The sequence below is a fragment of the Bacteroides propionicigenes genome (assembly GCF_018390535.1).
Taxonomy (GTDB): domain Bacteria; phylum Bacteroidota; class Bacteroidia; order Bacteroidales; family Bacteroidaceae; genus Bacteroides; species Bacteroides propionicigenes.
Genome location: NZ_JAHBBW010000003.1, coordinates 81,252 through 96,563, shown reverse-complemented (window position 1 = coordinate 96,563; position 15,312 = coordinate 81,252). Strand labels below are relative to the sequence as shown.

At 45.6% G+C, this 15,312-nt stretch carries 12 protein-coding genes; 2 read left to right on the top strand and 10 right to left on the bottom strand.

Translation table 11 applies throughout. The annotated features are described in order from the left end of the window. Nucleotides 1–75 precede the first annotated feature (75 nt). From KG118_RS05735 to KG118_RS05690, 10 genes are all read right to left on the bottom strand, one after another. Nucleotides 76–1,311 (bottom strand): sodium ion-translocating decarboxylase subunit beta, encoded by a 1,236-nt coding sequence (locus tag KG118_RS05735; RefSeq protein WP_117711312.1) that lies wholly within the window; start codon nucleotides 1,309–1,311, stop codon nucleotides 76–78. After that, nucleotides 1,311–3,146, bottom strand: a complete 1,836-nt coding sequence (locus tag KG118_RS05730; RefSeq protein ID WP_009122427.1) for a biotin/lipoyl-containing protein — start codon at nucleotides 3,144–3,146, stop codon at nucleotides 1,311–1,313. The genes KG118_RS05735 and KG118_RS05730 overlap by 1 nt, the downstream gene beginning before the upstream one ends. A 41-nt stretch (nucleotides 3,147–3,187) precedes the next feature. Continuing rightward, nucleotides 3,188–3,445: an OadG family protein gene (locus KG118_RS05725; RefSeq protein WP_117711311.1), complete on the bottom strand. Its 258-nt coding sequence runs from the start codon at nucleotides 3,443–3,445 to the stop codon at nucleotides 3,188–3,190. Nucleotides 3,446–3,641: 196 nt separating this feature from the next. Then, a complete protein-coding gene (locus tag KG118_RS05720) occupies nucleotides 3,642–4,109 on the bottom strand; it encodes an HU family DNA-binding protein (RefSeq protein WP_117711460.1) in 468 nt (155 codons plus the stop codon). Between the two features lie 593 nt (nucleotides 4,110–4,702). Then, a complete protein-coding gene (locus KG118_RS05715; RefSeq protein ID WP_117711310.1) occupies nucleotides 4,703–5,686 on the bottom strand; it encodes a helix-turn-helix transcriptional regulator in 984 nt (327 codons plus the stop codon). A 6-nt stretch (nucleotides 5,687–5,692) separates the two neighbouring features. Further along, nucleotides 5,693–7,264 carry a peptide chain release factor 3 gene (locus KG118_RS05710; RefSeq protein WP_117711309.1) on the bottom strand — a complete coding sequence of 524 codons (1,572 nt, stop codon included), beginning with the start codon at nucleotides 7,262–7,264 and terminating at the stop codon, nucleotides 5,693–5,695. Nucleotides 7,265–7,310: 46 nt separating this feature from the next. Then, nucleotides 7,311–7,676, bottom strand: a complete 366-nt coding sequence (locus KG118_RS05705) for a GxxExxY protein (RefSeq protein WP_199598760.1) — start codon at nucleotides 7,674–7,676, stop codon at nucleotides 7,311–7,313. A 36-nt stretch (nucleotides 7,677–7,712) separates the two neighbouring features. Beyond that, nucleotides 7,713–8,567, bottom strand: a complete 855-nt coding sequence (gene rfbD / locus KG118_RS05700; protein WP_117711307.1) for a dTDP-4-dehydrorhamnose reductase — start codon at nucleotides 8,565–8,567, stop codon at nucleotides 7,713–7,715. Between the two features lie 59 nt (nucleotides 8,568–8,626). After that, a complete protein-coding gene (locus tag KG118_RS05695; protein WP_117711306.1) occupies nucleotides 8,627–9,172 on the bottom strand; it encodes a DUF4924 family protein in 546 nt (181 codons plus the stop codon). 21 nt (nucleotides 9,173–9,193) lie between these two features. Beyond that, nucleotides 9,194–9,847 carry a LysE family translocator gene (locus tag KG118_RS05690; protein WP_009122436.1) on the bottom strand — a complete coding sequence of 218 codons (654 nt, stop codon included), beginning with the start codon at nucleotides 9,845–9,847 and terminating at the stop codon, nucleotides 9,194–9,196. A 346-nt stretch (nucleotides 9,848–10,193) separates the two neighbouring features. Here KG118_RS05690 and KG118_RS05685 point away from each other — a divergent pair, with 346 nt between their 5' ends. Beyond that, a complete protein-coding gene (locus KG118_RS05685) occupies nucleotides 10,194–11,411 on the top strand; it encodes an LruC domain-containing protein (RefSeq protein WP_117711305.1) in 1,218 nt (405 codons plus the stop codon). 157 nt (nucleotides 11,412–11,568) lie between these two features. After that, a complete protein-coding gene (purL, locus tag KG118_RS05680) occupies nucleotides 11,569–15,285 on the top strand; it encodes a phosphoribosylformylglycinamidine synthase (RefSeq protein ID WP_117711304.1) in 3,717 nt (1,238 codons plus the stop codon). Nucleotides 15,286–15,312: the final 27 nt, after the last annotated feature.

Below are 15,312 nucleotides of genomic sequence, written 5' to 3'. Positions count from 1 at the left end.
AATGTGTTAAAACTTTGATTGGCAGAATGAGAAATCAATCAAAGTTTTAACACATTATTTTATATCATCAATCCCTTATCCGAGGAACGAAATCAGTACGCCCGCCGCCACCGCAGAGCCGATAACACCGGAAATATTACTGGACATACAGTAATTCAGCACATGATTCTTGGGATCATACTTAGTAGCAATTTCATTACATACACGACTTGCCATGGGCACAGCGCTCAACCCTGTTGCACCAATCAGCGGATTAATCTTCTTCTTGGAGAACAGATTGAATAGTTTCACAAAGAAGATACCGCCCGTAATAGACAAGGCAAATGCAAGGAAACCGCCGATAACGATACCGATAGTAGTCCAGTTAAGGAACGCCTCGCTCGTCATGGTAGCACCCACGCTCAATCCCAGGAAGATGGTTGCCGCATTCATAATGCTGTTGGCCGCTGCATCGAACAGGCGGCTGGTGTCGGAGCCTATTTCCTTAATCAGGTTACCGAACATCAACATACCAATCAAAGGCACCGCCGTAGGTACGAAAAGGGCTACAATGGTAGTAACGGCAATCGGGAAAATAATCTTCAATACACGCAGGTTCTTTATCTCGGTCTTTGAAGGATAGAGCTTCTCCTGCTCTTTCATGTTAATCATCAGTTCCTTCTTGCTGCAGAAGAGTTTCACGACCAATGGAATAATAACCGGAACCAACGCCATATACGAGTAGGCCGCAATAGCGATAGGGCCCAGCAAGTGCGGAGCAAGTTTAATGGTAGTAAAGATAGCCGTAGGACCGTCTGCACCACCGATAATGCCCAATGCACCGGCTTCCTGCGGTGTAAAACCTATCATAACCGCGCACAGCAGCACTGTAAAGATACCAAGCTGTGCAGCCGCACCGAATATGGAAAGGCGCAGATTGCGGAGCATAGGTCCGAAGTCCGTCAGCGCACCCACACCCATAAAGATAATAGGCGGCAGGAATCCGGTCTTTATCAGCATATAGTAGATGAAGTTCATCAGTCCGAGGTCGTGCGCAATCTCATGCAACGGCATCTCCCAAATGTTCTTCAGCACTCCGTTCACCATTACCATACCGTTTTCATCCGCCTGAATCACGCCCATCTCTCCGCCGGGGAAGTTGGCTATGAGCACACCGAAAGCGATGGGAACCAGCAACAGCGGTTCGTAATGCTTCTTGATGCCCAGATACAGCAAAATGAAGGCAATGGCATACATTACAAGGAACGACGGATCGGCAATGATATTGCTGAACGCCGTCATATCATAAAGTTTTGCAAATATATCTTCCATTATCCAATCTTCATTAATACATCATCTTCAGAAACAGAATCACCCGGGTTGACACAGATAGCGGTAACTGTTCCGCCAAAGTCGGCACGGATAGCATTATAAGTCTTCATCGCTTCGATGTAGCAAAGCAGGTCGCCTTCCTTCACCTTGTCTCCTACCTTGAGCGGAGTTTCCTGCGCATTCTTGGTCAGGAAGAACTTGCCTTCGAGCGGAGCCGCCACTTCCTGTCCTTCACCTACGGGGGCAGTGACTTTCTCGGTAGCGGAAGCCGGAAGATCTATGTCGCCATAGGCCACCGTCACGCGATAAGCCTGTCCGTCCACCTGTACGGTAAGCGTTTTGGGTTTGGCGTCATCCAAAGGAGATTTATCACGTTCGGCACGGCGTTTTTCCACGTCTTCCAAGAAATCCTCTTTAGCCTTGCCGCTCTTGTAAGCCTCGTATTGCGCCGGATGCATGGCATACTCAAAGAGTTCCTCATCATCCTCTCCAAGTTCCCACTTGTTTTCTTTCATCAGCTTGCGGTACTTATCAAGCGCATCGGGATAATTGTCCTGCGGGTTGCCGTTGAAGAATTTACGTCCCTCACGTTCCGCCTTTTCCACAATTTCGGGTGCAAGCTCACCCGGCAGCTTACCGGCTTTACCCAACAGCATATCCCAAATATCGTCGGCTATCATGCCCCAACGTTCCTTGCCTTTCTCCATAGCCATCACGTTCATCATGGAGAGGTTCTTTACATATTGGCTGAACGGCGTTACCAACGGCGGGTAACCTACACGCGGCCATACGTAAGCCACTTCGTTGAAGAGTTTAATCAGCAGTTCGTCTTGCTTCATAAACGGCAGGTTACGTTTAGCCTTATACTTGTTGATAGATTCCAGATTGGATTCCAAGTCCGCCATCAAGCTGCCCATCATGCCGCCCGGAAGTCCCGGACCAATCAGCAACGAGTTCATCAGACGGTTCTTCGGGCTGATGTACAGGCCGAGGAAATCATCCATAAATTCTTGTATCAGGGCGCGAACCTTCATATAGGCTTCCATATTGACCTCAGGCACTTGGAAACCGGCGTCTTTCAGCATGGCTTGCACACTAAGCAGGTCAGCATGTCCGGTACCCCATGACAACGGCTCCATACCTACGTCGATGTAGTCGCAGCCGGCTTCACATACTTCGAGAATGCTCGCCATATTGAAACCGGGACCTGCATGGCTGTGATATTGAATGGGAATTTCCGGATGGGCGGCTTTGATATTGGCCACAATCTTACCCAGAGATACCGGACGACCGATACCTGCCATATCCTTTATACAGATTTCGTCCGCACCCAGTTTGATAAGCTTCAATGCCATATCCGTATAATATTCCACTGTATGGATAGGTGAATGGGTGATGCAGAGAGAGCACTGCGAAATCATTCCCGCCTCGTGTGCATAAGTGATGGAAGGAGCGATGTTACGTATATCGTTCAGTCCGCAGAAAGTACGCGTAATGTCCGTACCCTGCGCTTTCTTTACTTTATAAAACAACTTGCGCACATCAGCAGGCACAGGGCTCATGCGCAAACCATTCAGCGCACGGTCCAACATATGTGTCTGGATGCCGGCTTCGTGGAAAGGCTTCGTCCACTCGCGCACAGCTTTATTGGGATTTTCACCAAACAAAAGATTTACCTGTTCAAAACCACCGCCATTCGTTTCTACACGGGCAAAACATCCCATCTCGATAATGGCAGGAGCTACCTTTACCAGTTGGTCTACACGGGGAACATATTTTCCGGCGCTTTGCCACATATCCCTGAATACCAAACTGAACTTAATTTCTTTTTTCATACTAAATTATTCCTGTGTGTGTTTATATAAGATTAGTTATTTCAAATTTTCTCTACTTTCGCTACCTTACCCTTGCCTTGTGTCACTACTGTAACAGCCGCACTGATAGCCGCCATGATATTGCCGGGAATAGCCGCAGGAGCATTTGCCGCCTGTTTGGCAGGAGCAACCTCTTCGGGAGCATATTTATTCACAAGAGCAATGAGACCCTTTCCTAAGTAGATAACAATCAATAGGATAGCAAACACTGTTGCCATACCTACCACCATTAGCAGAAGCGCTATGTTTAAGTTTTCCATATTATAATTTATTAGTTATTCTGTCCGATTTATAAAAAATCGTACGAAATTAGCGATAATTCATTAAAGGATAGTGCAATATAATTATAAATAATGCTAAAACAAAAGTTCCCATATTGCCCGGAAGGACAATATGGGAACTCATTTATCAATACTGTAACATTGGTACGGAATGCCGCCCGGATGTTATTAAAGATTATCCTAACGGATTTTCCGCTTCACCGCTCTCAATGTCATCACCGTTACCGCCATTGCCGGAAGCTGAAGTTTTGCCCCACTCTTCCCAGCAAATATTACTGTTTACCATACTACGAGTAACAATCTTATTATTAATGTCTCGTTCTACTTCGGGAATAAAACGGACGCGTACACCCACTATTTGAGAAGCGCTGACCTCCTTAGACGTTTTTACTCCGTTCTTATTGGCGGCAGCTGTATAATAAAAGGTACCGACTCCGTCTATTTTTACCGTACGTCCTTGTGCCATATAAAGAGAAAGTACATTTCCCAAATTCTTGATAATAGCATATGCGTCACCACGAGTTATGGTAGAAAGTAACGCCAATTGATCCGCCACCTGATTACTTGTAACGGCCTTACCCCATGTGATAGATTTTGGATACCACAAACCATTGATTTTTTGCTGAGTTCTTTTATAAAACATAACTGATAATATATTAAGTACATATATAAAATAATTGCAGGTGAACCGGTCATCACCGCTTTGACCGATCAGATTAAAGGCCGATCGAAGCCACATCTTTTTCAAGAAGTAATAAGAAAAAACTCTATCGCGAGGCCTCAACAATTAAGTATTTCGTTTTTCTCAAATTCGATGTTGCAAAGTTAAAGAGCACAAGAAAGAAAAACAAGAAAATCGACTCTACAGCAAATCTTACAAAACAACTAAAAATCAACCAATTGCAAATGACACATCTCTACAATACAACAAAACACAAACACCGGATATACTATCTTAATAATGACAGGCTTTGTCGTTATGCAAGGTCACCTCTGTCGTTATACAAGGCTGCCTCTGTCGGCATATGAGAGTACCACAGTCGTTATCTTTAATTCCTCCGACAAGAAGCATTTTTGACGGGACTTTTTTGCAATCTAACTAAATTTATTACAGTTCCGAGTATCTCGTCCGGATTACAACAAAACTTTACACATAGAGAAACAATAAAGCTGTAGAGAATTCTTGAGTAATTGTATAATAGAGTATTTTTAACAGTAAAAAAGAGACTACACGCATCAACACCCGCACACCACCGCATCCACCGTCTCCCCGTTTTTGAACAAAGATTCATCCGACTGTATCAACCGCTTTTTCAAGCGGAACTTCTGCTGGGAGACAGAAGCGGGAGAGACAGCCGTAAGCGTTGCTATCTGCGCATTCGTGAAGCGCAGACGCATCAGCAAGCAAAGCTGAAGGTCGGCAGGTGTAAGTTGAGAAAAACGGAAAGTGAGGCGGTCGGAAACGCCCATATACACTTTATCTGTCAGTTGTCGTAAATGTTCCCACTGAACTTCCGTAAGAAACTTGGGATGGCTGCGCAACCGCTCCACCACCTCATCACTATCTATCAAGGTGGCAGTGAGCGCTTGTACCTGCCCGTCCAATTCGCGGACGCGTTCACCCTCTTTCTCCAACAGCTCCAGCTCGCGAGGAACAGGATGGTCTTCATACTCCTTGAGGCGGGAGCGCAGAGCATTGTTCTCTTCGTGCAGTTGGCTGCCATGGGCCATAAGATTTACCAGCGAGTGCTGCACCTCCTCACGTTCGTCATCTTCCAGTGACATTTCCCGAAGACATTCTTCCAGTTCGGCACGCTCACGCTCATTGTTGAACAGGCGGTGTTCGTTCTCACTCAAGTCTACAAGATAACGCCGGTGCTTGCGATCATTCGTAAACTTTATATCCCGTATGGAGAGCCAAACGTTCAGACTCAACATCAATGTGGCGAATACTCCCCAAAGGGTGTGCTTCCACCCCGTAGCAGGCATCAGGCGCAGGGGTCTCCCTCCGGATTGCTCTTTCACCTGAGCGTATTCGCGATGCAGTTCGGAAAGCAAACGAACGGTACGGGCACTGTCGGCAGCACCGGACTGTACCAGAGAGTCGGCATGAACAAGAGTTTGTTCGTACTCCAGCATGTCTTTATTGGCAGGGGAAGAACAGGCTGCCACTCCCCACAGGAGAAATAACAGCAGAATAAAATTGAAAAAAGACTTCATGTGCAATCAGAACTCGCTCGTAAAGTGGAACTTTATATTCTTAAAGTCCATCTGCGCCATTTGCAAGACGTAACCGCTGTCTGCCAGGAATACATCCCTGCCTTCACGGTCTTTCGCCATATACTGGTACTTACGTTTCTTGAAAGATTCCAGTTCGGCGGGGTCGTCACTCTCAATCCAGCAAGCCTTGTAGAGGCTCAACGGCTCCCAACGGCACTTGGCGCTGTATTCATTTTCCAGACGGTATTGAATGACCTCAAACTGTAATTGTCCTACCGTACCGATAATCTTGCGTCCGTTGAACTGGTTGACAAACAACTGCGCCACACCTTCGTCCATCAATTGGTCGATACCCTTGGCAAGTTGTTTCTGCTTCATAGGGTCGGCATTTTCAATGTACTTGAACATCTCCGGCGAGAAACTCGGCAATCCTCTGAAGTGGAGCATCTCACCCTCGGTCAGCGTATCGCCAATCTTGAACGTGCCGTTATCCGGCAGGCCGATAATGTCTCCCGCCCATGCTTCGTCGATGGTAGTCTTACGTTGTGCCATAAACTGTGTGGGCGAAGAGAAGCGCATTGTTTTGCCATGACGCACATGCAGGTAAGGCGTATTACGGGTGAACTTACCGGAACATATCTTACAAAATGCGATACATGAACGGTGATTCGGGTCGATATTAGCGGTAATTTTGAAAACAAAGCCTGTGAATTTCGGCTCATCCGGTTCCACTTCACGTTCTTCCGCTTTTACAGGACGGGGGCTGGGAGCTATCTCTACAAAGCAGTCCAACAACTCCTGTACACCGAAATTATTCAAGGCAGAGCCAAAGAATACGGGAGCCAGTTCACCTTTCAGATATTCTTCTACTTGGAAATCGGGGTATACTCCGTCTATCAGTTCCAGTTCGCTACGCAGCTTGTCTGCCAGCGACGAACCAATCTGGTTATCCAGTTCTTCCGTATTTACATCTACTTCCACCTTCTCTGTCACCACTTGTTTGGAAGGTTGGTAAAGGTTCAGGTTATGTTCATAGATGTTATAAACCCCTTTGAAGCGGGCGCCACTCTCAATAGGCCATGTCAAAGGGCGGACATGGATAGAAAGCTCCTCTTCCAGCTCATCCAGCAAGTCGAACGGGTCTTTTGCCTCACGGTCCATCTTATTGATGAAGATAATCACCGGAGTGTTGCGCATACGGCAGACTTCCATCAGCTTGCGTGTCTGGGTTTCCACACCTTTCGCACCGTCCACCACAATGATAACGCTGTCTACCGCCGTCAATGTACGATAAGTATCTTCGGCAAAGTCCTGGTGACCCGGGGTATCGAGAATGTTGATTTTATAATCACGATAATCAAACTCCATTACAGAGGTGGTCACGGATATACCACGCTGTTTCTCAATATCCATCCAGTCCGACGTTGCCGTCTTCTTTATCTTGTTGCTTTTTACTGCACCCGCCACTTGAATCTGACCGCCAAAAAGTAGTAGTTTTTCAGTCAGCGATGTCTTACCGGCATCCGGATGCGCGATAATCGCAAAGGTTCGTCTTCTCTGTATTTCTTGATTTGCCATAACTAATTATTTTTCAGGCACGGATTACACGGATTTCACAGTTTTTTTAATGTGTCAGTATCTTACGCTTTATTTCTGCGCTTAAGCCAAAATTCAGCAATAAACCTACCTGCAAATTTGTACCTTTCAGATAGTTCACCAACTGCCATTCATGTTCCGGTCTTAGCGTAGAAACAGCTTTCAATTCTAAGATAATAGCGTCCTCAACTATCATATCCGTTCTATACGTACCTACTATTCTATTTTTATAATATACATTTAAATCTTTCTGACATTCACATTTCAGTCCTCTTTCTTTCAGCTCAAGGTAAAGTGCATTTTGATACACTTGTTCCAAAAATCCGAATCCCAACGTCTTATGAACCTCGCAAAATGCCGCAATAATCTTCGACGTCAGTTCTTCACACAACATTATTATTCCTCTCTGCGAAATCCGTGTAATCCGTGCCTAAAAATCCAGTCTCTCAATACAAATCTGTAAGCTCTCTTCCCAATGGGGAATCTCTATACCGAAAGTCTTTTTTATCTTCGTCTTATCCAATACCGAGTACTGAGGGCGCGGAGCTTTGGCAGGATACTCATTCGTATGTAACGGGCTGACTTTACATGAAGTGATACCCGCAATGCGGTGAATGGCTACCGTAAAATCATACCATGAACAAACACCTTCGTCACTGAAATGATAAATACCGGAAACAATGCCTTGATTGATTGCCTCAAAGATGGCACGAGCCAAGTCATTGGCGTAAGTCGGCGTACCAATCTGGTCGAAGACAACTCCCAACTTTTCACGTTCTTTGCCCAAGCGAATCATTGTCTTTACAAAATTATTGCCGTAAATAGAATATAACCATGCCGTGCGGATAACCATTGCACGACTACACTTCTCCATAACAGCTTGTTCGCCCGCCAGTTTTGTAGAACCATAAACGGAATTGGGACAAGGAGTCATTTCTTCTATATAAGGTATATGGGCGGTTCCATCGAACACATAGTCTGTGGAAACCTGTATCATGGCAGCACCACAAGCCTCAGCCGCAGCAGCCAGATAGCCGGGAGCTATATGGTTCAGTTTATCGCAAAGTTCCGGATTATCTTCCGCCTTGTCTACCGCCGTGTAGGCAGCACAGTTCACAATAACATCCACCTGATTGCCGGACACAAATGCGCGTATGGCTTGCTCATCGCATATATCCAATTCCTGCACATCCGTAAAGAAATAAGTGTGTTGCTGATTTTCAGCGGAGAGCACCCGCATCTCGTTGCCAAGCTGTCCGTTGGCACCGGTTACTAATATATTCATCTTGCTATCTACAATTTATTATCTACTACATATCACTCATATCTCATGCAAATATCCCGTCAGTCATTTTCCAGCTTCAACTCGCCTTTCTTGTCTTTGTCGTAATAGTTGGCAAGTAAGGAAAGGAAACTGCTGATAGCTTCTACCGCCTTGGCAGTACCCTGACTGATTTCCTTTTTCTGCAAACGCAACAACAATATGCCGTAAAGCGCTTCGAAACAAGTTTCCAATTCGGGTTCTTCTTCCTGTCCGCCCTTCTGTCGCAACTCTACAATAAAAGGAAGTGCCTTGAAATACGCTGCATTATAAAAAGGATACTTTGTGGAAGCCAGCAAATCGGCGTGCAGGTCCGTCAAGTTACGAATAACATTACGGTTAATCTGTAAATGCCCTTTCTCCGTCACACCCTCCGCACGCATCATATCTGCAAGATTTCCATACCATTCTTCCAAAGGCACATGCTCTTTCGCCGGATAGCGGGAAATGATATTACTACGGATAAGGTCGATATCGCACTTGTTCGCACGAATCAAATCTTCCACTTGCCACATATATATAAGGTATTCGGCAATATTCTTTTCTTTCAGTTGCTGTGAAATCTTCACGTTGAGATTTATGATTTATAATTAATACAGTGACTCACCCATCAGCGTAAACACCAGTCCAAGTGCAGATACCACCATGACAATACCGCCGATAATACGATTCAATATCCAAATACCGCGCAAGTTGAATTGCGTACGAACCTTATTGACGAAAAAGGTGATTCCAAACCACCAAGCCAACGCCCCCAAAGCAATGGCAAGATACCCCGTAACGGCCTCAAAGACCAACACGCCCTCGCTCACAAAAGCAAAACGTGCAAAAAGACCTACAAAAAGAAATATGATAAGCGGATTGGAAAGAGTGACAGCGAACGCTGTGATGAAGTTGTGAAAATAAGACCCCTTACTGGTAGATACCGGACGAATGGATTGTACCGGATTGCTGCGAAACGTATAAATACCGAATATCAACAGAAGGATGCTTCCAAACAATTGCAGATAGAATATATTCTTGTTGACATAATCAAATACGAAACTCATTCCGTAGCCTGTCAGCAAAGCATAGGCAATATCGCTCAGTGAAGCCCCTATGCCTGTTACAAAACCATACCAGCGTCCTTTATTTAGAGTACGCTGAATACACAATACCCCTACAGGGCCCAATGGTGCAGACACTATAACACCAATTATGAACCCTTTCCACAATATGTCAAATATGGTCTCTATCTGAATCATGCCTGCAAATATCGGACTTTTTTATGAGACAAGCGAATAGAGTTAACGTTTTTTCGACTGAAAAGGATTATATAAACATAATCTGCCATTATAAACCACGTTCGCTATAGAAAACTTGTATATTTTGCATCGGATTACACAAAAGACTTAAAAAACGTCCTACATACACACATATCAATCTATTATACAATAATTTACGCAAGATATATATTAAGCTATATCTTATAGATAAAAACAAAATATTCAAATACAAGATTAAATAAATCAACTTTTGATTGCATATACATATTATAATTATTACTTTTGTACCGATTAATAAACAGAACATCAAACAATAAAAACAAAAATGAAGAAACGCCACTTATTACCGGTATTCGCACTATGTGCAACCGCAATGTTTTCTTCTTGTGAGAAAGAAGTTTTCAACTCTCAGAAAGCCGAAAGTACAAAGGACTTGAATGTTCCCGCCGACTTTGACTGGAAAACTACCCAAAGCAAGACTTATACTGTCACTTCACCCGTAAATACGGCTGTAAGTTTCTACACCGATGAAAGCTGTACCGATGAGAAATTATTGGTCAAGAACTTTCCGCTGACTGCCAATGAGACAAAAGAAGTTTCATTGGATATTCCCACTTATCTGACTGATATCTATGTACAATATCCTACGGCAAATGGAATGAATACATTAAAAATCAGTACGGATGAGACAACGACACGGGGACACCGAGATATTGTTCTGCCCGAAGGAACGGAAGTATATACCGACGAACAGGCAATAACCCATCATTACTACCCCAGCGGAACCCGTATGGGAACCATCCTTTTCGAAGACCTCTATCCTGCAACAGGAGATTATGACTTCAACGATTTCGTCATCGGCTATAACATTGACGCATTCTACACAGTAGGTAAAAAAGGTTCTTATAATGACGGATTTATCATGAAGTTCCAGATACGCTCCATAGGAGGTGCATTATCCTATCGTCCTGCCATTCGCTTAAAAGGCTTCCCGATGAAGAACCTTAAGGGCGCGGATATAGATTATAGCGGAACAACCCACGAAGGCATTACTTTGGAACTATTAGAAAATCGCAGTGATGACCAAGATGTGATTTTTGTAATCAACGGTACAGAGAAACTTCGTCAAGGTGGTTTCTACAACACTAATCCCGATAAGATAAACAAGGATATGCCGGTAGTAAGCTGTAAAGTAGAGAAGAATAACTTTAAAGAGTCCAATATAGCCATGAGCTATATGTGGCTGGCAGTGGCTCTTCCTCAGTATTTCGACTTCTTCATTCAAAATCCCGACAACAACGAGATACACTTCAGAGGTTTCAATCCTACCGATATGAGTCCGCAGGATTCCAATACAGAGTTTAATTCTAAAAAGAATCTGGTTTGGGGCTTCGCCATTCCTGAACTAATGGCACATCCGGCTGAAGGCATTGATATTATTGACGCATACCCAAGCTTTAAAGGTTGGGTTAAAGGTGGAGGAAATGGTAACAAAGACTGGTACACCAAGAAACCGCATGACAAAGTAATTGATTTGAATTAACCGGACTTATTCATCCGATTTATCCAAAATCCTCATATATAAACATCAGCCGATTGAGTTTCCTTAATCGGCTGATGTTTTTTTATTTCCATTTCTTTCTCCCCACCAACGATTTTGTATATCTTTGCAACCAAATCGTAAACTCTTAAATAAAAGTATGATTCTTTTTTTCAGAACACCATCCAAGAGCGTGATTGCCGTAGAATGTGACCACGAACTTACCCAGGCAGACAGCGACAAACTCTGCTGGCTTTTTGGAGAAGCCACCCCCGAAAGTGAAGACAATCTGAAAGGACATTTCGTTGGCCCGCGCCGCGAAATGATTACTCCTTGGAGTACCAATGCCGTGGAAATCACCCAGAACATGGGACTGAGCGGAATTATCCGTATCGAAGAATATTTCCCGGTAAAGGATGAAAATGCAGAGCGTGACCCGATGCTGCAACGTATGTATAAAGGCTTGGACCAAAACGTATTTACGACCAACCGTCAACCGGAACCGATTATCCATATAGATGATTTGGAAGCATACAACGAAAAAGAAGGTCTGGCACTCTCCAAAGAAGAAATGGACTACCTTAAGAAAGTAGAGAAAGACTTGGGACGTCCGTTGACAGACTCCGAAGTATTCGGCTTTGCACAAATCAATTCCGAACACTGCCGTCACAAAATCTTCGGCGGTACATTTATCATCGACGGAGTAGAACAGGAGTCTTCCCTCTTCCAGATGATTAAGAAAACCACTCAGGAAAATCCGAACAAGATTATATCAGCTTATAAAGATAATGTTGCCTTTGCCGAGGGGCCGGTTATCGAACAGTTTGCTCCGGCAGACCACTCCAAACCCGACTTCTTCCAGATAAAGGACATCAAGAGTGTTATCTCCCTAAAAGCTGAAACCCACAACTTCCCCACTACCGTAGAACCTTTCAACGGCGCTTCCACCGGCACAGGCGGTGAAATCCGCGACCGTATGGGTGGTGGTAAAGGCTCATGGCCCATTGCCGGAACAGCCGTATATATGACTTCTTATCCCCGTACAGACGAGGACCGTTCTTGGGAGGAAATACTTCCGGTACGCGAGTGGTTGTACCAGACTCCCGAACAAATCCTGATTAAAGCATCCAACGGCGCCAGCGACTTCGGAAACAAGTTCGGTCAACCACTGATTTGCGGTTCCGTACTCACCTTTGAGCACAAAGAAAAAGATGAAGTTTACGGTTACGATAAAGTTATCATGCTTGCCGGCGGTGTAGGATATGGTACTCAACGCGACTGTCTGAAAGGCGCTCCCGAAGCCGGCAACAAGGTTGTCGTTATCGGTGGAGACAACTACCGCATCGGCTTAGGCGGCGGCTCCGTATCATCCGTAGATACGGGACGTTACAGCAGCGGCATCGAACTGAATGCCGTACAGCGTGCCAATGCAGAGATGCAAAAGCGCGCCTACAACGTAGTACGCGCACTTTGTGAAGAAGACACCAATCCCGTGGTTTCTATTCACGACCACGGTTCTGCCGGACACGTAAACTGTCTGTCCGAGTTAGTAGAAGAGTGCGGTGGAGTTATTGACATGAGCAAGCTGCCTATCGGTGACAAGACTTTGTCTGCCAAAGAAATCATAGCCAACGAGAGTCAGGAACGCATGGGATTGTTGATTCAGGAAGAGGCTATCGAGCATGTACGCAAAGTAGCCGAACGCGAGCGCGCCCCGATGTACGTAGTCGGTGAAACAACCGGTGACCACCGCTTCGCATTCCAGCAGGCTGACGGTATACGCCCGTTTGACCTTGCCGTAGAACAAATGTTCGGCTCTTCACCCAAAACCTATATGGTAGACAAAACCGTAGAACGTCATTATGAGATGCCGAAATACGAATTGTCACAACTGCATGAATATCTCATCAACGTACTCCAGCTGGAAGCCGTTGCCTGCAAAGACTGGTTGACAAACAAGGTAGACCGTTCCGTAACAGGCAAGATTGCCCGCCAACAATGTCAGGGCGAACTCCAGTTGCCGTTGAGCGACTGCGGTGTCGTAGCTTTGGATTATCGTGGTGAAAAAGGTATTGCAACTTCTTTGGGACACGCTCCGCAGGCTGCGCTTGCCGACCCGGCAGCCGGTTCCATTCTCTCCGTCAGCGAAGCATTGACCAACCTGATTTGGGCTCCGCTTGCCGAAGGTTTGGACAGCATATCTCTGTCTGCCAACTGGATGTGGCCGTGCCGTTCACAAGAAGGTGAAGACGCACGTCTCTATACAGCTGTCAAAGCATTGAGCGACTTCTGCTGCGCCCTGCAAATCAATGTTCCTACGGGTAAAGACTCTTTATCCATGACACAGAAATATCCCGACGGCAGTAAAGTTATCGCTCCGGGTACGGTTATCGTATCTGCCGGCGGTGAGGTTTCCGATGTGAAGAAAGTAGTATCTCCCGTACTCGTCAATGATGACAAGACTACCCTTTACCATATCGACTTCAGCTTCGACCAACTGAAACTGGGCGGTTCCGCTTTTGCGCAATCATTAGGCAAAATAGGTGACGAAGTGCCTTGTGTACAAGACGCCGAATACTTCCGTGATGCTTTCTTGGCTGTACAAGAATTAATCAACAAAGGACTGATTCTTGCCGGACACGATATTTCAGCCGGCGGTCTTATCACTACGCTGCTCGAAATGTGCTTTGCCAATGTAGAGGGCGGTATGGAAATCAATCTCGACAAGATGAAGGAGCAAGACCTCATCAAAATATTGTTCGCCGAGAATCCGGGTATTGTTATCCAGATTAGCAACAAGCACAAGGAAGAAGTCAAGAAGATATTGGAAGATGCCGGTGTTGGCTATATCAAAATCGGTAAGCCGACTGATGAACGCCACATCCTCGTAAGCAAGAACGATGCCACTTACCAATTCGGTGTAGATTATATGCGCGATGTCTGGTATTCTTCATCTTATCTGCTCGACCGCAAGCAGTCCATGAACGGATGCGCCAAGAAACGTTTCGAGAACTACAAGATGCAGCCGCTGGATTTGGTATTCCAACCCGAATTCAAGGGTAAACTTTCACAATACGGTCTTGACCCGGACCGCCGTACTTCTACCGGCGTTCGTGCAGCTATCATCCGTGAGAAAGGAACCAATGGCGAACGTGAAATGGCATACTCACTCTACCTTGCCGGCTTCGATGTGAAAGACGTAACCATGACCGACCTTATCAGCGGACGTGAAACACTGGAAGATGTAAATATGGTAGTTTATTGCGGCGGCTTCTCCAACTCCGACGTATTAGGTTCCGCCAAAGGTTGGGCAGGCGCTTTCCTCTTCAACCCGAAAGCAAAAGAAGCGCTTGACAAGTTCTATGCACGCGAAGACACGCTGTCTCTCGGCGTATGCAACGGCTGCCAGCTGATGATGGAATTGGGCCTCATCACTCCCGATCATGAAAAGAAGGGAAAGATGCTGCATAATGATTCTCACAAGTTCGAATCAACCTTCATTGGCCTGACCATCCCTACCAACCGCAGCGTAATGTTCGGCTCCTTGAGCGGCAGCAAGCTCGGCATCTGGGTGGCACACGGAGAAGGCAAGTTCTCATTGCCTTATGATGAGGACAAGTACAATGTAGTGGCAAAATACACCTATGACGAATATCCGGGCAACCCGAACGGTTCCGACTATTCCATCGCAGCCATAGCCAGCGCCAACGGACGCCATTTGGCTATCATGCCTCACTTGGAACGCTCCATCTTCCCGTGGCAGAACGGCTACTATCCCCAGGACCGTGTTCATAGCGACCAGGTTACTCCATGGATAGAAGCATTTGTCAACGCACGCAAGTGGGTGGAAGAAAAGACAAAAAATGACAAAGCGTAAAGCTATAATCCAATAATATGGTAGTGT